Annotated in this window: 18 protein-coding genes; 15 read left to right on the plus strand and 3 right to left on the minus strand. The window is 52.0% G+C overall.

Annotated elements, in window-relative coordinates; all coding sequences use genetic code 11:
* Nucleotides 1-90: 90 nt before the first annotated feature.
* From dapD to map, 3 genes are all read right to left on the minus strand, one after another.
* Entirely contained in the window at nucleotides 91-915 is an 825-nt protein-coding gene (dapD, locus tag ACVXHP_RS14360) for a 2,3,4,5-tetrahydropyridine-2,6-dicarboxylate N-succinyltransferase (RefSeq protein WP_006686779.1), read from the minus strand.
* Nucleotides 916-946: 31 nt separating this feature from the next.
* The gene (gene glnD, locus ACVXHP_RS14365) at nucleotides 947-3619 is read right to left on the minus strand and encodes a bifunctional uridylyltransferase/uridylyl-removing protein GlnD (RefSeq protein ID WP_200008654.1); all 2673 of its coding nucleotides are present in this window, start codon (nucleotides 3617-3619) and stop codon (nucleotides 947-949) included.
* A 113-nt stretch (nucleotides 3620-3732) separates the two neighbouring features.
* Nucleotides 3733-4527, minus strand: a complete 795-nt coding sequence (gene map / locus ACVXHP_RS14370; protein WP_447571692.1) for a type I methionyl aminopeptidase — start codon at nucleotides 4525-4527, stop codon at nucleotides 3733-3735.
* Between the two features lie 450 nt (nucleotides 4528-4977).
* On the opposite strand from map, the gene rpsB reads away from it, so the two are divergent.
* The 15 genes from rpsB (at nucleotide 4978) to rnhB (ending at nucleotide 19910) form a co-directional block, all read left to right on the plus strand.
* A complete protein-coding gene (rpsB, locus tag ACVXHP_RS14375; protein WP_249457465.1) occupies nucleotides 4978-5703 on the plus strand; it encodes a 30S ribosomal protein S2 in 726 nt (241 codons plus the stop codon).
* Nucleotides 5704-5839: 136 nt separating this feature from the next.
* A complete protein-coding gene (gene tsf / locus ACVXHP_RS14380; protein WP_003018551.1) occupies nucleotides 5840-6691 on the plus strand; it encodes a translation elongation factor Ts in 852 nt (283 codons plus the stop codon).
* Between the two features lie 145 nt (nucleotides 6692-6836).
* Nucleotides 6837-7562, plus strand: a complete 726-nt coding sequence (gene pyrH, locus ACVXHP_RS14385; protein WP_003018549.1) for a UMP kinase — start codon at nucleotides 6837-6839, stop codon at nucleotides 7560-7562.
* 139 nt (nucleotides 7563-7701) lie between these two features.
* The gene (gene frr, locus ACVXHP_RS14390) at nucleotides 7702-8259 is read left to right on the plus strand and encodes a ribosome recycling factor (RefSeq protein WP_006686783.1); all 558 of its coding nucleotides are present in this window, start codon (nucleotides 7702-7704) and stop codon (nucleotides 8257-8259) included.
* A 98-nt stretch (nucleotides 8260-8357) separates the two neighbouring features.
* A complete protein-coding gene (ispC, locus tag ACVXHP_RS14395) occupies nucleotides 8358-9554 on the plus strand; it encodes a 1-deoxy-D-xylulose-5-phosphate reductoisomerase (RefSeq protein ID WP_200008656.1) in 1197 nt (398 codons plus the stop codon).
* Nucleotides 9555-9741: 187 nt separating this feature from the next.
* Nucleotides 9742-10500 carry a (2E,6E)-farnesyl-diphosphate-specific ditrans,polycis-undecaprenyl-diphosphate synthase gene (ispU, locus tag ACVXHP_RS14400; protein ID WP_032940405.1) on the plus strand — a complete coding sequence of 253 codons (759 nt, stop codon included), beginning with the start codon at nucleotides 9742-9744 and terminating at the stop codon, nucleotides 10498-10500.
* Nucleotides 10501-10512: 12 nt separating this feature from the next.
* The gene (cdsA, locus tag ACVXHP_RS14405; RefSeq protein ID WP_038637406.1) at nucleotides 10513-11370 is read left to right on the plus strand and encodes a phosphatidate cytidylyltransferase; all 858 of its coding nucleotides are present in this window, start codon (nucleotides 10513-10515) and stop codon (nucleotides 11368-11370) included.
* Nucleotides 11371-11381: 11 nt separating this feature from the next.
* On the plus strand, nucleotides 11382-12734 hold the full coding sequence (gene rseP / locus ACVXHP_RS14410; RefSeq protein WP_447571693.1) for a sigma E protease regulator RseP: 1353 nt from the start codon (nucleotides 11382-11384) through the stop codon (nucleotides 12732-12734).
* A gap of 29 nt (nucleotides 12735-12763) precedes the next feature.
* Nucleotides 12764-15181 (plus strand): outer membrane protein assembly factor BamA, encoded by a 2418-nt coding sequence (bamA, locus tag ACVXHP_RS14415; RefSeq protein WP_316130764.1) that lies wholly within the window; start codon nucleotides 12764-12766, stop codon nucleotides 15179-15181.
* Nucleotides 15182-15303: 122 nt separating this feature from the next.
* Nucleotides 15304-15789 (plus strand): molecular chaperone Skp, encoded by a 486-nt coding sequence (skp, locus tag ACVXHP_RS14420; protein ID WP_016151765.1) that lies wholly within the window; start codon nucleotides 15304-15306, stop codon nucleotides 15787-15789.
* A 3-nt stretch (nucleotides 15790-15792) separates the two neighbouring features.
* Nucleotides 15793-16818: a UDP-3-O-(3-hydroxymyristoyl)glucosamine N-acyltransferase gene (gene lpxD / locus ACVXHP_RS14425; RefSeq protein WP_042312169.1), complete on the plus strand. Its 1026-nt coding sequence runs from the start codon at nucleotides 15793-15795 to the stop codon at nucleotides 16816-16818.
* Between the two features lie 103 nt (nucleotides 16819-16921).
* On the plus strand, nucleotides 16922-17377 hold the full coding sequence (fabZ, locus tag ACVXHP_RS14430) for a 3-hydroxyacyl-ACP dehydratase FabZ (protein WP_003018528.1): 456 nt from the start codon (nucleotides 16922-16924) through the stop codon (nucleotides 17375-17377).
* Between the two features lie 3 nt (nucleotides 17378-17380).
* Entirely contained in the window at nucleotides 17381-18169 is a 789-nt protein-coding gene (gene lpxA / locus ACVXHP_RS14435) for an acyl-ACP--UDP-N-acetylglucosamine O-acyltransferase (RefSeq protein WP_200008659.1), read from the plus strand.
* Nucleotides 18169-19317 carry a lipid-A-disaccharide synthase gene (gene lpxB / locus ACVXHP_RS14440; protein ID WP_042312164.1) on the plus strand — a complete coding sequence of 383 codons (1149 nt, stop codon included), beginning with the start codon at nucleotides 18169-18171 and terminating at the stop codon, nucleotides 19315-19317. Before lpxA ends, lpxB begins: the two co-directional genes overlap by 1 nt.
* Complete coding sequence (rnhB, locus tag ACVXHP_RS14445) at nucleotides 19314-19910, plus strand: ribonuclease HII (RefSeq protein ID WP_447571694.1); 597 nt, start codon at nucleotides 19314-19316, stop codon at nucleotides 19908-19910. Before lpxB ends, rnhB begins: the two co-directional genes overlap by 4 nt.
* Nucleotides 19911-19925 lie beyond the last annotated feature (15 nt).

Below are 19925 nucleotides of genomic sequence, written 5' to 3' on the forward strand. Positions count from 1 at the left end.
CTATAACCATTGAATAATTAACGAAAAGCCCTGTTTATGCCACTCGCGGATGTAAAAAAAGCGGGCTAAGCCCGCTTTTTCAAATTGCCGTTAGTCGATGGTGCGTAACAGTTCGTTGATTCCCACTTTGCCACGCGTTTTGGCATCAACCTTTTTCACTATCACCGCGCAGTACAGGCTGTATTTGCCATCTTTCGACGGCAGGTTGCCGGAGACGACAACAGAGCCCGCCGGAACGCGGCCATAATGCACTTCGCCAGTTTCGCGATCGTAAATACGGGTGCTCTGGCCGATGTACACGCCCATGGAGATAACGGAGCCTTCTTCGACGATCACGCCTTCTACCACTTCAGAACGCGCGCCGATGAAGCAGTTGTCTTCAATGATGGTCGGGTTAGCCTGTAACGGCTCCAGTACGCCGCCAATACCAACGCCGCCGGACAAGTGTACGTTTTTACCGATTTGCGCACAGGACCCGACTGTCGCCCAGGTATCAACCATCGTACCTTCATCAACATAAGCGCCGATATTCACGTAAGACGGCATCAGCACGGTGTTACGTGCAATAAACGCGCCCTGACGTACTGCCGCAGGCGGCACCACGCGGAAACCTTCTTTCTGGAAGCGCGCTTCGTCGTAGTCGGCGAATTTCATCGGCACTTTATCGAAGTAACGGCTTTCCGCACCATCGATAACCTGATTATCGTTAATACGGAAAGAGAGCAGGACCGCTTTTTTCAGCCACTGATGCGTGACCCACTGACCCTCAATCTTTTCAGCGACGCGCAGAGCACCGGAATCCAGTAAAGAAATAACCTGATTCACCGCTTCGCGGGTTACGGTATCCACATTTGCCGGAGTAATGTCGGCACGGCGCTCGAAAGCGGATTCAATAACGTTCTGTAACTGCTGCATTGTTAAACTCTTTCCATAATAAATAAAAACATCACCCTTTATCGTTTGGATTGAGGGCCTCTGTCAACCGTTGATGCACTTCCTGCTGCAGCTCATTATTAAGGGCGCGCCGGTCGGCGGTGGCGATTATGAATAAATCTTCTACTCGCTCGCCAATAGTTGTAATTCGGGCGCCATGCAGCGAAATTCCCAGATCGGCAAAAATCTGCCCGACCCGCGCCAGCAGTCCTGGCTGGTCGAGCGCGATAAGCTCGAGGAATGATTTTCGGTCGGTATGGGTCGGCAGAAAAGTCACTTCGGTATCAACGGTAAAATGGCGTAATTTTGCTGCCTGGCGACGCGGTTGCGGCGGCTGCCAGCTACGCTGAGTGATCGCCTGTTCCAGCCCAAAACGGATCGCTTCGTGTCGGTCTGACGACAGCGGGCTGCCGTCCGGCTCCAGCACAATGAACGTATCCATCGCCATCCCATCGCGGGTGGTGAAAATCTGCGCATCGTGGACGCTCAGATTACGCCGGTCCAGTTCGGCGCAAACGGCGGCAAACAGATACGGGCGATCCGGGCTCCAGATAAAGATCTCCGTTCCCCCACGCGTTGCCTGCGGGCTAAGCAGAATGAGCGGCTCTTTCAGGTCATGTTGCAAGAGATGACGCGCATGCCAGGCCAGTTGATTTGGGCTGTGGCGTACGAAATAGTTCGCTCGACAGCGTGACCAGATATGGTGCAACGCTTCTTCATCAATGTTATCCATCCGCAATAACGCCAGCGCCTGAAGCTGGTGGTGACGTACGCGCTCGCGCATATCCGGCGTGTTTTGCATCCCACGGCGTAGCTGTTTTTCCGTGGCAAAGTACAGCTCGCGCAGCAGACTTTGTTTCCAGCTATTCCACAGCGTTTCGTTAGTGGCGCAAATATCCGCGACGGTCAGGCACACCAAAAAGCGCAGGCGGTGTTCCGTTTGCACTTCTTCGGCGAATTGCTTAATCACTTCGGGATCCTGAATATCGCGACGTTGAGCGGTTACTGACATCAGCAAATGCTGACGCACCAGCCACACGATCAGCTGCGTTTCGCGGGAATTCAGGCCGTGTAATTCGGCGAATTTGAGGACGTCCTGCGCCCCGAGGACTGAGTGATCGCCGCCGCGGCCTTTGGCGATATCGTGGAACAAAGCGGCAATCAGAATCAGCTCCGGCTGGCGCAGGCGCGGCCACAGATCCACACATAGCGGATGGCGCTGGCGGGTATCTTCGTTGGCAAAACTTTCCAACTTGAGCATTACGCGGATGGTGTGTTCATCCACCGTATAGGCATGAAACAGGTCAAACTGCATTTGGCCAACGATATGCGACCATTGCGGCATATAGGCCCACAACACGCTGTGACGATGCATCGGCAGCAGGCCGCGGCTCACCGCGCCCGGATGGCGCAACATGCTGAGAAACAGCGAGCGCGCTTCCGGGATGTAGCATAGCGGCTGCGTTAAATGACGGCGGGCATGGCGCAAATGGCGCAGGGTGGTGGAGTAAATTCCGCTTATCGCGCTGTTACGCACCATGATGTAAAACATCCGCAATATCGCTTCAGGTTTGCGGATAAACAGGTCATCGTTGCGCAGATCAATCAAGGAGCCGCGCAGTTGAAAGTCGTCATCAATCGGACGCGGCTTTTCGTCGGCGGGCATGGCGAGGATCGCCTCGTCGAACAGCTGCAACAGCATGTGGTTCAGTTCGCTGACCCGTCGTGTGACGCGGAAGTAGTCTTTCATCATCCGCTCGATTGGCTCATTGCCCTCGCCGCCGTAGTTTAGCCGTTGGGCTACGCTAAGCTGACGATCAAACAGCAGGCGGTTATCGTAACGACTCACGATCAGGTGCAGAGCAAAGCGTATGCGCCACAGGATATGCAAGCATTCATTCAGCTCAGCACGCTCCGCCAGCGTCAAAAAACCGAAACCAACCATCTCATCCAGTGAGGTTGCACCAAAATGGCGGCGGGCGACCCATTGTAGAGTGTGGATGTCGCGCAGGCCGCCGGGGCTGCTTTTGATATCGGGTTCCAGATTGTAGCTGGTGCCGTGATAACGCTGGTGGCGTTGATTTTGCTCTTCCACTTTGGCGGCGTAAAACTTATCGGACGGCCAGAAACCTTCGCTAAAAATATGCTTTTGTAGCTCAAGAAACAGCGCCACGTCGCCAATCAGCAGGCGTGTTTCTATCAGGTTGGTGGCGACGGTTAAATCTGATAAACCTTCCAGCAGACACTCTTCCAGCGTACGCACGCTGTGGCCCACCTCCAGCCTCACGTCCCATAACAGCGTTAACAGCTCACCCACTTTTTCGGCCTGCGCGTCAGGGAGCTTTTTACGGCTGAGGACCAACAGGTCGATATCGGAAAGCGGGTGCAGTTCGCCGCGCCCGTAACCACCAACGGCAACCAGTGCCAGGTCGGCAATTTGGCCAAAACCGGCTTCAATCCACAGGCGCTGTAGCAACTGGTCAATAAATTCGGTACGGGCCTCAATGAGCTGTTCAGCGGAAATTCCGCTATCAAACGCTTCGCCTAACCAGCGCTGGAACGTGTCGATATGCGCTTTAATGCCGGCGCAGTTGAGATCGTGCTGTGGCCAGGTTCCGGGGTTTTGCGGTTGGCCAGGCAGGGTGGGGAGGGCCGTATTTGCGTGCTGTTCAGGAAGAGTATTCATTATGCGCCACCCATTAAAAAGCCGGATGGCAGCGCGAGCGCCTTATCCGGCCTACGAAGTAGTACAATTTGTAGGCCTGATAAGATGCGAATGCATCGCCATCAGGCAAAACATTATTCGTCGTGTGTGATGATCGCCGGGATGGTGTCATCCTTGCGTAACGTCAGGATCTCACAGCCGTTTTCCGTTACCACAATAGTATGCTCGTACTGAGCAGACAAGCTGCGGTCTTTGGTTTTCACCGTCCAGCCGTCTTTCATAGTGCGGATGCGGTAATCGCCGGCATTCAGCATTGGTTCTACGGTGAAGGTCATGCCCGGCTGCAGTACCACGCCGCCGTCGTCCGCATCGTAGTGCAGAACCTGAGGCTCCTCGTGGAAGCCGCGACCGATACCGTGACCGCAGTATTCACGTACTACAGAGAAGCCTTCGCCTTCCGCGTATTTCTGAATCGCAGCGCCCAACGTGCGCAGGCGAATGCCCGGTTTAACCATCCGCAGCGCCAGATACAGGCTTTCCTGCGTTACACGGCACAGACGTTCGCCCAGAATGGTGGGTTTGCCGACGATAAACATTTTGGAGGTATCGCCGTGGAATTCGTCTTTAATGACGGTCACGTCGATGTTAACGATATCCCCATCTTTCAGGTGCTTAGCGTCGTCCGGGATCCCGTGGCACACCACTTCGTTAATCGAGATACACACGGATTTAGGGTAACCGTGGTAGCCCAGGCACGCGGAAATGGCGTGCTGCTCATTAACGATATAGTCATTACAGATGCGATCCAGTTCGCCGGTGCTGACGCCCGGTTTGATAAATGGTTCGATCATCTCCAGTACTTCCGCCGCCAGACGGCCAGCGACGCGCATTTTTTCGATTTCTTCAGGGGTCTTGATTGAGATAGCCATGAATTCTGTCCATCAGTGCCGATTATTTCGGCAATAATTGTGTAAGTGCTGACAATGGTATCAGTCAGGGGTGTACCCTGCCAAATTGAGAATCATTCTGAACTTCGCCTTTCGTGCCACAGGTGCGTTGGCTACATTTTTTCACCCCAGTCACTTACTGGCCGTAAGCTCCCGGGGATTCAAAAATTTGCCGCCTGCCTGTAACACGAAATTCATTGTTCAATTCAGCACAGACCGCCAACAATTATTGGTGTCTACGGCGTATTTGTGGTATAAAGCGCGCCGGACTTCCGATCCATTCGAAGACTACACACGATGGACGGGAGCGACAAATCTCACTTTGTGTAACAACACACACGTATCGGCACATATTCCGGGGTGCCCTTTGGGGTCGGTAATATGGGATGCGTGGAGGCTTAACCCCAACTTTTATATATAGAGGTTTTAATCATGGCAACTGTTTCCATGCGCGACATGCTCAAGGCTGGTGTTCACTTTGGCCACCAGACCCGTTACTGGAACCCGAAAATGAAGCCGTTCATCTTCGGTGCGCGTAACAAAGTTCACATCATCAACCTTGAGAAAACTGTACCGATGTTCAACGAAGCTCTGGCTGAACTGAACAAGATCTCTTCTCGTAAAGGTAAAATCCTTTTCGTTGGTACTAAACGCGCTGCAAGCGAAGCGGTGAAAGAAGCTGCTAACAGCTGCGACCAGTTCTTCGTGAACCATCGCTGGCTGGGCGGTATGCTGACTAACTGGAAAACCGTTCGTCAGTCCATCAAACGTCTGAAAGATCTGGAAACTCAGTCTCAGGACGGTACTTTCGAAAAGCTGACCAAGAAAGAAGCGCTGATGCGTACTCGTGAGCTTGAGAAACTGGAAAACAGCCTGGGCGGTATCAAAGACATGGGCGGTCTGCCGGACGCTCTGTTCGTAATCGATGCTGACCACGAGCACATTGCTATCAAAGAAGCAAACAACCTGGGTATCCCGGTATTTGCTATCGTTGATACCAACTCTGATCCGGACGGTGTTGACTTCGTTATCCCGGGTAACGACGACGCAATCCGTGCTGTGACCCTGTACCTGGGCGCTGTAGCTACTACCGTTCGTGAAGGCCGTTCTCAGGATCTGGCTTCCCAGGCGGAAGAAAGCTTCGTAGAAGCTGAATAATAAGGCACGCTCGTTAGAGCCCTTATAGACCAGGTAGTATCACGTTTGGTTAGGGGGCCTGTATATGGCCCCCTTTTTCACTTTTAAATCTGTGCGGTTTCATGCCGGGCAGATCAAATCTTCCGAGGATTTTAGAATGGCTGAAATTACCGCATCCCTGGTAAAAGAGCTGCGTGAGCGTACTGGCGCAGGCATGATGGATTGCAAAAAAGCACTGACTGAAGCTAATGGCGACATCGAGCTGGCAATCGAAAACATGCGTAAGTCCGGCGCAATCAAAGCGGCGAAAAAAGCAGGCAACGTTGCTGCTGACGGCGTAATCAAAACCAAAATCGACGGCAACATCGCTTTCATTCTGGAAGTTAACTGCCAGACTGACTTCGTTGCTAAAGATGCTGGTTTCCAGGCTTTCGCTGACAAAGTACTGGACGCTGCCGTTGCTGGCAAAATCACTGACGTTGAAGTTCTGAAAGCACAGTTCGAAGAAGAACGTGTTGCGCTGGTTGCTAAAATCGGTGAGAACATCAACATTCGTCGCGTGGCTTCCCTGGAAGGCGAAGTTCTGGGTAACTACCAGCACGGTGCGCGTATCGGTGTTCTGGTTGCTGCAACTGGCGCTGACGAAGAACTGGTTAAACAGCTGGCAATGCACGTTGCTGCAAGCAAACCAGAATTCGTTAAGCCGGAAGACGTTTCTGCTGAAGTGGTAGAGAAAGAATACCAGGTTCAGTTGGACATCGCCATGCAGTCTGGCAAGCCGAAAGAAATCGCAGAGAAGATGGTTGAAGGCCGCATGAAGAAATTCACTGGCGAAGTTTCTCTGACTGGCCAGCCTTTCGTTATGGAACCGAGCAAATCTGTTGGTCAGCTGCTGAAAGAGCACAACGCTGACGTAACTGGTTTCATCCGCTTCGAAGTGGGTGAAGGCATCGAGAAAGTTGAGACTGACTTTGCAGCAGAAGTTGCTGCGATGTCCAAGCAGTCTTAATTTTTAAAGGAGCCGCCTGAGGGCGGCTTCTTTTTGTGTCTGGCTTGTAAATTCAGCGAACCACTATAGTGGTCATGCTGAAAAGCGACATACAATGTCGCCGGAATTAACTCATCTCATTCGTTGACAGTCTCAGGAAAGAAACATGGCTACCAATGCAAAACCCGTCTACAAACGTATTCTGCTTAAGTTAAGTGGCGAAGCTCTGCAAGGTTCAGAAGGCTTCGGTATTGATGCAAGCATACTTGACCGTATGGCTCAGGAAATCAAAGAGCTGGTTGAGCTGGGTATTCAGGTTGGCGTAGTGATTGGTGGCGGTAACCTGTTCCGTGGCGCTGGTCTGGCGAAAGCAGGGATGAACCGCGTTGTGGGCGACCACATGGGCATGTTAGCCACCGTAATGAACGGTCTGGCGATGCGCGATGCGCTTCACCGCGCCTATGTGAACGCTCGCTTGATGTCCGCCATTCCTCTGAACGGCGTGTGTGATAACTACAGCTGGGCGGAAGCGATCAGCCTGCTGCGTAACAACCGCGTTGTTATTTTGTCTGCGGGTACCGGTAATCCGTTCTTCACTACCGATTCAGCAGCCTGCCTGCGCGGGATTGAAATTGAAGCGGATGTGGTACTGAAAGCCACCAAAGTGGACGGCGTATTTACTGCCGACCCGGCGAAAGATCCTACGGCGACCATGTACGAACAGTTGACCTACACTGAAGTACTGGATAAAGAGCTGAAAGTGATGGATCTGGCGGCGTTCACGCTGGCTCGTGACCACAAATTACCGATTCGTGTCTTTAACATGAACAAACCGGGTGCGCTGCGCCGTGTTGTTATGGGTGAAAAAGAAGGCACGTTAATCACGGAATAATTCCCGTTGCGGCTAAATGCAGGTAATATTCCGCTTTAATGTCGCGGGATACGTCCCTCAAAATTAATCAAGACTATACTTGTCACAGCTTACGTGGTGGGTATGGTCTGACTGAAACGAGCTTTCAAGGATTCGTAACGTGATCAACGATATCAGAAAAGATGCCGAAGTACGCATGGACAAATGCGTCGAAGCGTTCAAAAACCAAATCAGCAAAATTCGTACGGGCCGCGCTTCTCCTAGCCTGCTGGATGGTATTGTCGTGGAATATTACGGCACGCCGACTCCGCTGCGCCAGCTGGCAAGCGTAACGGTTGAAGATTCCCGTACCCTGAAAATCAACGTGTTTGACCGTTCCATGGGACCAGCCGTTGAAAAAGCAATTATGGCTTCCGACCTTGGTCTGAATCCAAGCTCTGCGGGTTCCGACATCCGCGTTCCGCTGCCTCCGCTGACCGAAGAGCGTCGTAAAGATCTGACCAAGATCGTGCGTGGCGAAGCTGAAGGCGCGCGTGTTGCCGTACGTAACGTACGCCGCGATGCAAACGACAAAGTGAAAGCGCTGTTGAAAGATAAAGAGATCAGCGAAGATGACGATCGCCGTTCTCAGGACGAAGTACAGAAACTGACTGACGCAGCAATCAAGAAAGTTGATGCGGCGCTGGCAGAGAAAGAAACGGAACTGATGCAGTTCTGATTCGCCTGTACGCTAAAAACGCCGCTTAGAAGGTCTGCAAAGGCTGGATGGCGGCGTTTTGCTTTTTACTGTCTATACCCTATTTTTCTGGATGTCTCATGAAGCAATTAACCATCCTGGGATCAACCGGTTCCATTGGTTGCAGTACGCTGGATGTAGTACGCCATAACCCGGAAAAATTTCGTGTTGCTGCGTTGGTTGCGGGTAAGAATGTTGCCCGCATGGTGGAGCAATGCCTGGAATTTTCTCCTCGCTATGCGGTAATGGACGATGAAAAAAGCGCGGTATTGCTAAAATCGGCCCTGCTGGAGCAGGGTAGCCGCACTGAAGTGATGAGTGGACAGCAGGCTGCCTGTGATATGGCCGCACTGGATGATGTTGATCAGGTCATGGCGGCGATTGTCGGCGCAGCGGGTTTGCTGCCGACGCTTTCGGCAATCCGCGCGGGCAAAAGCATTTTGCTGGCGAACAAAGAGTCTCTGGTAACCTGCGGACGTCTGTTTATGGACGACGTGAAACGCCACAAAGCGCAGCTTTTGCCGGTGGATAGCGAGCATAACGCGATTTTTCAGAGTTTACCGCAACCGATCCAACTCAATCTGGGATACGCTGACCTTGAGCAAAACGGCGTCGTGTCCGTTCTGCTTACCGGGTCTGGTGGCCCTTTCCGTGAAACGCCATTGCGCGATCTGGTTGCTATGACCCCCGATCAGGCATGTCGTCATCCGAATTGGTCGATGGGACGAAAAATCTCTGTCGATTCAGCCACCATGATGAATAAAGGTCTGGAATACATTGAAGCGCGTTGGTTATTTAATGCCAGCGCAAGCCAGATGGAAGTGCTGATTCATCCGCAGTCGGTTATCCATTCGATGGTACGTTATCAGGATGGCAGCGTTCTGGCGCAGTTGGGGGAACCTGACATGCGTACACCTATTGCCCATACGATGGCATGGCCGGAACGAGTGAAGTCTGGCGTGAAGCCTGTCGACTTTTGCAAACTCAGTGCGTTGACGTTTTCCGCACCTGACTACCAGCGCTATCCGTGCCTGAAACTGGCGATGGACGCGTTTGAGCAAGGGCAGGCGGCGACGACCGCCCTGAACGCCGCGAATGAAATTACCGTTGCCGCATTTCTGGCGCAGCAGATTCGATTTACCGATATTGCCGATCTTAATTTATCCGTACTGGATAAGATGGATTTGCAGGAGCCGCAGAGCGTTGATGACGTGCTGAAGGTTGATACCATCGCGCGGGAAGTCGCCAGAAAAGAAGTGATGCGACTCTCAAGCTGATGATAATCCCTCTACGGAAGATCGTGCTATTTGTTAGCGTTGGGCTTCAGTGATATAGTCTGCGCCACTCGATCGCAGGTAGTTGCTTTTTTTCGGTCGGGTAAGCCGTGGTTTGACACGGCTTTTTTGTGTGAGGGCTTCAGTATTCCTGAGTACCGTAAATCCTTTCAGGGACTAAAAACGCGTTATGTTGTCTGCAACTAAACCATTAAGCGAAAATTTGCCAGCACATGGTTGCCGCCATGTCGCAATCATCATGGATGGCAATGGCCGCTGGGCGAAAAAGCAAGGGAAGATTCGCGCCTTTGGGCATAAGGCCGGAGCAAAATCCGTCCGCCGGGCTGTCTCTTTTGCTGCCAATAACGGTATTGATGCGTTAACGCTGTATGCCTTTAGCAGTGAGAACTGGAACCGACCTGCGCAGGAAGTTAGCGCGTTAATGGAACTGTTTGTGTGGGCGCTTGATAGCGAAGTGAAAAACCTGCACCGCCATAACGTACGTCTGCGTATTATCGGGGATATCAGTCGATTTAACTCACGTTTGCAAGAACGGATTCGCAAATCAGAAGCGCTTACCGCCCAGAATACCGGGTTGACGCTGAATATTGCAGCGAATTACGGTGGACGGTGGGATATTGTCCAGGGAGTCAGGCAACTGGCACAACAGGTGCAGGAAGGTCTGCTGCGTCCAGAGCAAATCGATGAAGAAATGCTTGGGCAGCAAATTTGTATGCATGAACTGGCCCCTGTGGATTTAGTGATAAGGACTGGGGGAGAGCATCGAATTAGTAATTTTCTGTTATGGCAAATTGCCTATGCCGAACTTTACTTTACGGATGTTCTCTGGCCCGATTTCGATGAACAAGACTTTGAAGGTGCGCTGCATGCCTTTGCTAATCGTGAGCGTCGTTTCGGCGGCACCGAGCCCGGTGATGAAAAAGCCTGATGGGGGTCGCTTTTGCTGAAGTATCGCCTGATTTCTGCTTTTGTTTTAATACCCGTTGTCATCGCGGCGCTGTTTTTGCTGCCGCCGGTGGGGTTCGCCATTGTTACGCTGGTCGTCTGTATGTTGGCCGCCTGGGAATGGGGACAGTTAAGCGGCTTTACCACGCGTACACAGCGAGTCTGGCTGGCGGTTTTGTGCGGGCTGTTGCTGGCGCTAATGCTTTTTTTACTGCCAGAATACCATCGCAATATTCATCAGCCGCTGGTTGAAGTATCGCTATGGGCGTCGCTGGGCTGGTGGATTGTCGCGCTGTTACTGGTACTGTTTTACCCAGGTTCGGCGTCGGTCTGGCGTAATTCCAAAACATTACGCATAATTTTCGGCGTGTTAACCATTGTCCCGTTCTTTTGGGGAATGCTGGCGCTACGGGCATGGCACTATGATGAGAATCATTATAGTGGCGCGCTATGGCTGCTGTATGTCATGATCCTCGTCTGGGGAGCGGACTCTGGTGCGTATATGTTTGGTAAGCTGTTTGGCAAACATAAACTGGCGCCGAAGGTTTCTCCTGGTAAAACCTGGCAGGGTTTTATTGGCGGACTCGCCACTGCGGCCGTGATCTCATGGGGTTATGGCATGTGGGCGAATCTTGAAGTTGCGCCTGTCACCTTGCTTATTTGCTCCATCGTTGCAGCCCTGGCCTCCGTGCTGGGTGACCTGACTGAGAGTATGTTTAAGCGTGAAGCAGGTATTAAGGACAGTGGTCACTTAATTCCAGGACACGGCGGTATTCTGGATCGTATTGATAGCCTGACGGCTGCGGTACCGGTCTTTGCCTGCCTGTTGTTACTGGTATTCAGGACGCTCTAACGGATGGTCTTATGCTGAGTATTCTCTGGAATCTGGCTGCATTCATCGTCGCACTCGGTGTGCTTATCACCGTGCATGAATTTGGTCATTTCTGGGTTGCACGGCGCTGCGGAGTCCGCGTTGAGCGCTTTTCCATTGGCTTTGGAAAAGCGCTTTGGCGTCGTACCGATAAACTGGGTACAGAATACGTCATCGCTCTAATCCCCCTCGGCGGTTACGTCAAAATGCTGGATGAGCGCGCTGAACCGGTGGTACCGGAGCTGCGCCATTACGCTTTCAACAATAAAACGGTTGGGCAACGTGCAGCCATTATCGCCGCAGGTCCGATTGCAAATTTCCTTTTTGCTATTTTCGCTTATTGGCTGGTGTTTATCATCGGTGTTCCTGGCGTTCGTCCGGTTATTGGTGAAATATCACCCAACTCGATTGCTGCGCAGGCGCAAATTCAGCCTGGTACGGAACTAAAAGCGGTTGATGGTATCGAAACCCCTGATTGGGATGCCGTGAGACTGCAGTTGGTTTCCAAAATTGGCGATGAGCATACGACGCTCAGCGTGGCGCAGTTTGGCAGTAACCAGCGGCAGGACAAAACGCTGGATTTACGCCATTGGGCATTTGAGCCAGACAAACAGGATCCCGTCTCCAGTTTAGGGATTCGCCCACGCGGTCCGCAGATTGAACCGGTGCTGTCAGAAGTGCAGGTTAACTCGGCTGCGAGTAAGGCGGGTTTGCAAGCGGGCGACAGGATCGTTAAAGTCAATGGTCAGCCGCTGACGCAATGGATGACGTTCGTGACGCTGGTGCGCGATAATCCGGATATGCCGTTAGCGCTAGATATTGAAAGACAAGGGAGTTCCTTGTCTTTAACGTTAACCCCAGATTCAAAACAGGTTAACGGGAAGGCAGAAGGTTTTGCGGGCGTGGTGCCTAAAATTATTCCTCTGCCTGATGAGTATAAGACTGTACGCCAGTATGGGCCCTTCAGCGCCATCCTCGAAGCCTCGGATAAAACGTGGCAGTTGATGAAGCTGACGGTCAGTATGCTGGGAAAATTGATTACCGGTGATGTAAAACTGAACAACCTCAGTGGGCCGATTTCCATCGCCCAGGGGGCTGGGATGTCAGCGGAGTTCGGGGTGATTTATTACCTGATGTTCCTTGCGCTTATCAGCGTGAACTTAGGGATAATTAACCTGTTTCCGTTGCCCGTTCTTGACGGGGGGCATCTGCTGTTCCTGGCGATTGAAAAGCTGAAGGGCGGTCCGGTATCCGAGCGGGTTCAAGACTTTAGTTATCGCATTGGCTCTATCTTGCTGGTGTTGTTAATGGGGCTTGCACTTTTCAATGATTTCTCTCGGTTGTAAGAGAGTGTTAGGAAGAACGCATAATAACGATGGCGATGAAAAAGTTGCTCATAGCGTCGCTGCTGTTTAGCAGCGCCACCGTATACGGTGCTGAAGGGTTCGTAGTGAAGGACATTCATTTCGAAGGCCTACAGCGAGTCGCCGTTGGTGCGGCTCTCCTCAGTATGCCGGTGCGCACAGGCGACACGGTTAATGATGAAGACATCAGTAATACCATTCGTGCTCTGTTCGCCACCGGTAACTTTGAGGATGTCCGCGTCCTGCGCGATGGTGATACCCTTCTGGTTCAGGTAAAAGAACGTCCTACGATTGCCAGCATCACTTTCTCCGGTAACAAATCGGTGAAAGACGACATGCTGAAGCAAAACCTCGAGGCGTCTGGCGTACGTGTTGGCGAGTCTCTGGATCGCACCACGCTTGCCGATATCGAAAAGGGCCTGGAAGATTTCTACTATAGCGTCGGTAAGTACAGCGCCAGTGTGAAAGCGGTGGTAACGCCGTTGCCGCGTAACCGCGTTGACCTCAAACTGGTCTTCCAGGAAGGTGTTTCGGCGAAGATCCAACAGATCAATATCGTCGGCAACCATGCCTTCTCGACTGACGAACTTATCTCTCACTTCCAACTGCGTGATGAAGTGCCGTGGTGGAACGTGGTGGGCGATCGTAAATACCAGAAACAGAAACTCGCGGGCGATCTTGAAACCCTGCGCAGCTACTATCTGGATCGCGGTTATGCTCGCTTCAATATCGATTCTACCCAGGTCAGTCTGACGCCGGATAAAAAAGGTATCTACATCACCGTTAACATCACTGAAGGCGATCAGTACAAGCTTTCTGGGGTCGAGGTGAGCGGTAACCTGGCCGGACACTCCGCCGAAATTGAGAGCCTGACCAAAATCGAGCCAGGCGAACTCTATAACGGCACCAAAGTGACCAAAATGGAAGATGATATCAAGAAGCTTCTGGGGCGCTATGGCTATGCCTATCCGCGCGTTCAGTCGCAGCCTGAAATCAACGATGCCGACAAAACCGTTAAATTACGCGTAAATGTGGATGCGGGTAACCGTTTCTACGTGCGTAAGATTCGCTTTGAAGGGAACGACACGTCTAAAGACTCCGTTCTGCGTCGCGAAATGCGTCAGATGGAAGGCGCATGGTTGGGCAGCGATCTGGTCGACCAGGGTAAAGAACGTCTGAACCGTCTGGGTTACTTTGAAACCGTCGATACCGATACTCAGCGTGTTCCGGGTCGTCCGGATCAGGTTGATGTGGTCTATAAGGTGAAAGAGCGTAACACCGGTAGCTTTAACTTCGGCGTCGGTTACGGTACCGAGAGCGGCGTGAGCTTCCAGGCGGGCGTTCAGCAGGATAACTGGTTAGGTACCGGTTATTCCGTCGGTATTAACGGCACCAAAAACGACTACCAGACCTATACTGAGTTGTCTGTAACCAACCCGTACTTCACCGTTGACGGTGTGAGCCTTGGTGGCCGCGTCTTCTATAACGACTTTGAAGCGGATGATGCAGACCTGTCCGACTATACCAACAAAAGTTATGGTACTGATGTAACGCTTGGCTTCCCGGTTAACGAATACAATACGCTGCGTGCGGGTCTGGGTTATGTACATAACAAACTGTCCAACATGCAGCCGCAGGTTGCGATGGATCGTTATCTTGAGTCAATGGGTGAGAGTAATACCAACAGCTTTGCTGCTGATGACTTCACCTTTAACTATGGTTGGACATATAACAAGCTTGACCGTGGCTACTTCCCGACAGACGGTACGCGCGTCAATCTGAACGGTAAAGTGACCATTCCGGGTTCTGATAACGAATACTACAAATTGTCGATGGATACCGCGACCTACGTGCCGATTGATGACGATCACAAATGGGTTGTCCTGGGCCGTACCAAGGTAGGTTATGGAGACGGTATTGGCAGTAAAGAGATGCCGTTCTATGAGAACTTCTATGCCGGTGGTTCCAGCACCGTACGTGGTTTCCAGTCGAATACTATCGGTCCGAAAGCAGTTTATAAATCAGGGGCTTATGCAGGGGATCCTGACGACTACGAAGAGTGCACGAACAAGGACGGTAAAGACTGTAAATCAGATGATGCAGTCGGTGGTAACGCCATGGCTGTCGCCAGCCTGGAGTTTATTACCCCAACGCCGTTTATTAGTGATAAATATGCCAACTCGGTTCGTACCTCCTTCTTCTGGGATATGGGTACCGTTTGGGATACTAATTGGCAGGATAGCGCAGAAACACGAGCTGTCGGTGTGCCAGATTACAGCGATCCGAGCAATATCCGTATGTCAGCTGGTATCGCTTTACAATGGATGTCCCCATTGGGGCCGTTGGTTTTCTCCTACGCCCAACCGTTCAAGAAGTACGATGGAGACAAAGCGGAACAGTTCCAGTTTAACATTGGTAAAACCTGGTAATTGTTCTTCGCAAAGGAATGTAGTGGTAGTGTAGCGCTGACTTTAGGCGATCTTGCATGGGATCGCCTGGCCACGCAAAGAACTGTACCTTCGGGTGCAAATGGGATGGTAAGGAGTTAATTGTGAAAAAGTGGTTATTAGCTGCAGGTCTCGGTTTAGCGATGGCAACGTCCGCACAGGCTGCTGACAAAATTGCAATCGTCAACATGGGTAGCCTGTTCCAACAGGTTGCACAGAAGACAGGTGTTTCCGCGACGCTGGAAAACGAGTTCAAAGGCCGTGCCAGCGAACTGCAGCGCATGGAATCCGATCTGCAATCTAAAATGCAGCGTCTGCAATCTATGAAAGCGGGTAGCGATCGTACCAAGCTGGAAAAAGACGTTATGGCTCAGCGCCAGACTTTCTCTCAGAAAGCTCAGGCTTTTGAGCAGGATCGTGCGCGTCGTTCCAACGAAGAACGTGGCAAACTGGTTACTCGTATCCAGACAGCTGTGAAATCTGTTGCTAACAGCCAGAGCATCGATCTGGTCGTTGACGCAAACACCGTTGCATACAACAGCAGCGATGTAAAAGACATCACCGCTGACGTACTGAAACAGGTTAAATAAGTAATGCCTTCAATTCGACTGGCTGATTTAGCAGAGCAGTTGGATGCAGAATTACACGGTGATGGCGATATCGTCATCACCGGCGTAGCGTCCATGCAATCTGCGCAAACTGGCAATATCACATTTATGGTGAATCCTAAGTACCGTGAACACTTAGGCGTATGCCAGGCTTCCGCCGTTGTGATGACGCAGGACGATCTTCCTTTTGCTAAGAGTGCGGCGCTGGTAGTGAAGAATCCCTACCTGACCTATGCTCGTATGGCGCAAATTTTAGATACCACGCCGCAGCCCGCACAGAACATTGCACCGAGTGCAGCGATCGATGCGACGGCGAAGCTGGGTAAAAATGTCTCTGTGGGCGCAAATGCGGTCATTGAGTCTGGCGTAGAACTGGGCGATAACGTGGTTATCGGCGCAGGCTGCTTCGTCGGAAAAAATACAAAAATCGGTGCAGGTTCGCGCTTGTGGGCGAATGTGACGATTTACCACGACATTCAGATCGGAGAGAATTGCCTGATCCAGTCCAGCACTGTTGTCGGATCGGATGGATTTGGTTACGCGAACGATCGCGGTAACTGGGTGAAGATCCCGCAGCTTGGTCGCGTGATTATTGGCGATCGCGTCGAGATCGGCGCGTGTACCACCATTGACCGTGGTGCTCTGGACGATACTGTGATCGGTAATGGTGTTATCATTGATAACCAGTGCCAGATTGCACATAACGTTGTGATTGGCGACAATACGGCGGTAGCCGGTGGCGTCATTATGGCGGGTAGCCTGAAGATTGGCCGTTACTGCATGATTGGCGGCGCCAGCGTGATCAATGGGCATATGGAAATATGCGATAAAGTCACGGTAACTGGCATGGGTATGGTGATGCGTCCTATCACCGAACCTGGCGTCTACTCCTCAGGCATTCCGCTACAACCCAATAAGGTATGGCGTAAAACAGCTGCACTGGTGATGAATATTGATGATATGAGCAAGCGCCTCAAAGCGATTGAGCGCAAGGTTAATCAACAAGACTAAAACACCTTTTTTGCATGTCTGACTTTTCGGCCTGTCCCATTCATACGATTGCGACAGGCCGTGTTATTATTGCCTTTTAGTATATTTTGACAGGAAGAGTATTTTGACTACTAACACTCATACTCTGCATATTGAAGAGATTTTAGAACTTCTGCCGCACCGTTTTCCGTTTCTGCTGGTTGACCGCGTGCTGGATTTTGAAGAAGGTCGTTTTCTGCGCGCAGTGAAAAATGTATCCGTTAATGAGCCTTTCTTCCAGGGCCACTTCCCGGGTAAACCTATTTTCCCAGGCGTGCTGATTCTGGAAGCGATGGCGCAGGCCACCGGAATCCTTGCGTTTAAAAGCGTAGGAAAACTGGAACCAGGCGAACTGTACTATTTCGCAGGTATTGACGAAGCACGCTTTAAGCGTCCTGTCGTGCCAGGCGATCAGATGATCATGGAAGTGACTTTCGAGAAAACGCGCCGTGGCCTGACCCGTTTTAAAGGGGTTGCGCTGGTCGACGGTAAAGTTGTGTGCGAAGCAACGATGATGTGTGCCCGTAGCCGGGAGGCCTGATACGTGATTGATAAATCCGCCTTTATTCACCCTACCGCCATTGTGGAAGAGGGCGCCAGTATCGGCGCTAACGCTCACATTGGCCCATTTTGTATTGTTGGACCCCATGTTGAAATTGGTGAGGGTACCGTACTGAAGTCTCACGTTGTCGTGAATGGCCATACAAAAATTGGTCGCGATAACGAGATCTATCAGTTTGCCTCCATCGGCGAAGTTAACCAGGATCTGAAATATGCTGGTGAACCGACCCGCGTGGAAATTGGCGATCGCAACCGCATCCGCGAAAGCGTCACCATTCATCGTGGCACAGTGCAGGGCGGTGGAGTGACGAAGGTGGGCAGCGATAACTTACTGATGATTAATGCGCACGTCGCGCATGATTGTACGGTAGGCAACCGCTGTATTCTGGCGAATAACGCTACGCTTGCCGGACATGTTTCGCTGGATGATTTTGTTATCATCGGCGGCATGACCGCGGTGCATCAGTTCTGCATCATCGGCGCGCATGTGATGGTTGGCGGCTGTTCTGGCGTTGCTCAGGACGTGCCACCGTACGTTATCGCCCAGGGCAACCACGCGACGCCGTTTGGCGTCAACATCGAAGGTCTGAAGCGTCGTGGGTTCACCCGCGAAGCGATTACCGCGATTCGTAATGCCTACAAAGCGTTGTACCGTAGCGGTAAAACGTTGGAAGAAGCGAAGCCGGAAATCGCTGAACTGGCGAAACAGTACCCCGAAGTCCAGGCTTTCAGCGACTTCTTTGAGCGCTCAACGCGTGGCCTGATTCGTTAATGACTGAGCAGCGTCCTTTAACGATTGCCCTCGTCGCCGGAGAAACCTCCGGCGATATTCTTGGTGCAGGGCTAATCCGCGCACTCAAGGCTCGTGTTCCCAATGCGCGTTTTGTTGGCGTGGCAGGGCCGCTGATGCAGGCCGAAGGCTGTGAAGCCTGGTACGAAATGGAAGAACTGGCGGTGATGGGCATTGTTGAAGTGCTCGGACGTCTGCGCCGTTTACTGCATATTCGTGCCGATCTCACTCGTCGATTCACCGATCTCAAGCCGGATGTTTTTGTTGGCATTGATGCGCCTGATTTCAATATTACCCTTGAAGGGAACTTGAAAAAGCAGGGCATAAAAACCATTCATTATGTTAGTCCGTCTGTCTGGGCGTGGCGACAGAAACGCGTTTTCAAAATAGGCAGATCCACCAATATGGTGTTGGCCTTTCTGCCTTTCGAAAAAGCGTTTTATGACAAATTTAACGTCCCGTGCCGCTTTATCGGTCACACCATGGCGGATGCCATGCCGTTAGATCCGGATAAAAACGCGGCGCGTGATATTCTGGGTATCCCCCACGACGCTCACTGCCTGGCGCTGCTGCCTGGAAGCCGTGGCGCGGAAGTGGAGATGCTCAGCGCCGATTTTCTGAAAACGGCGCAGCTGTTACGTCAGCATTACCCGGATCTCGAAGTGGTGGTGCCGCTGGTCAATGCCAAACGTCGGGAGCAGTTTGAGCGTATCAAAGCTGAGGTTGCGCCGGAGCTTTCCGTGCATCTGCTTAATGGCATGGGACGTGAAGCGATGGTAGCCAGCGACGCGGCACTGCTGGCTTCAGGTACCGCCGCGCTGGAGTGTATGCTGGCAAAGTGTCCGATGGTGGTCGGCTACCGCATGAAACCCTTCACCTTCTGGCTGGCGAAGCGTCTGGTGAAAACGGATTACGTTTCGCTACCTAACCTGCTGGCGGGAAGAGAACTGGTTAAAGAGCTGTTGCAGGAAGAGTGTGAGCCGCATGCGCTGGCGCAAGCGCTGTTGCCGTTACTGGCGAATGGTAAAACCAGCCATGCGATGCACGACACATTCCGTGAGCTGCACCAGCAGATCCGTTGCAATGCCGATGAGCAGGCCGCGGATGCAGTCCTGGAGTTAGCGCAATGATTGAATTTGTTTATCCGCATACGCATTTAGTGGCGGGTGTGGATGAAGTCGGGCGCGGTCCTTTGGTCGGCGCAGTTGTTACTGCTGCCGTTATTCTGGATCCGGCTCGCCCGATTATCGGTCTTAACGACTCAAAAAAACTGTCGGAAAAACGTCGCCTGGCGCTGTTTGATGAAATTAAAGAAAAAGCGTTAAGCTGGAGCGTAGGCCGTGCAGAACCGCATGAAATCGACGAACTGAATATTTTGCATGCCACGATGCTGGCGATGCAGCGTGCGGTCGCGGGTCTGCATATTGCCCCGGAATACGTACTGATTGACGGCAATCGTTGTCCGGCATTACCGGTACCGTCGATGGCGGTAGTCAAAGGTGATAGCCGCGTAGCGGAGATTAGCGCAGCGTCAATACTGGCAAAAGTAACCCGCGACGCTGAAATGGCGGCGCTGGATACGGTTTTTCCGCAGTATGGCTTTGCACAGCATAAAGGTTATCCAACCGCTTTTCATCTGGAAAAATTGGCACTGTATGGCGCGACAGAGCACCATCGCCGCAGTTTTGGCCCCGTCAAACGCGCACTGGGACTCACGTCCTGATTCTTGTGTCGAAGG

Source organism: Citrobacter freundii complex sp. 2025EL-00176, assembly GCF_053309355.1.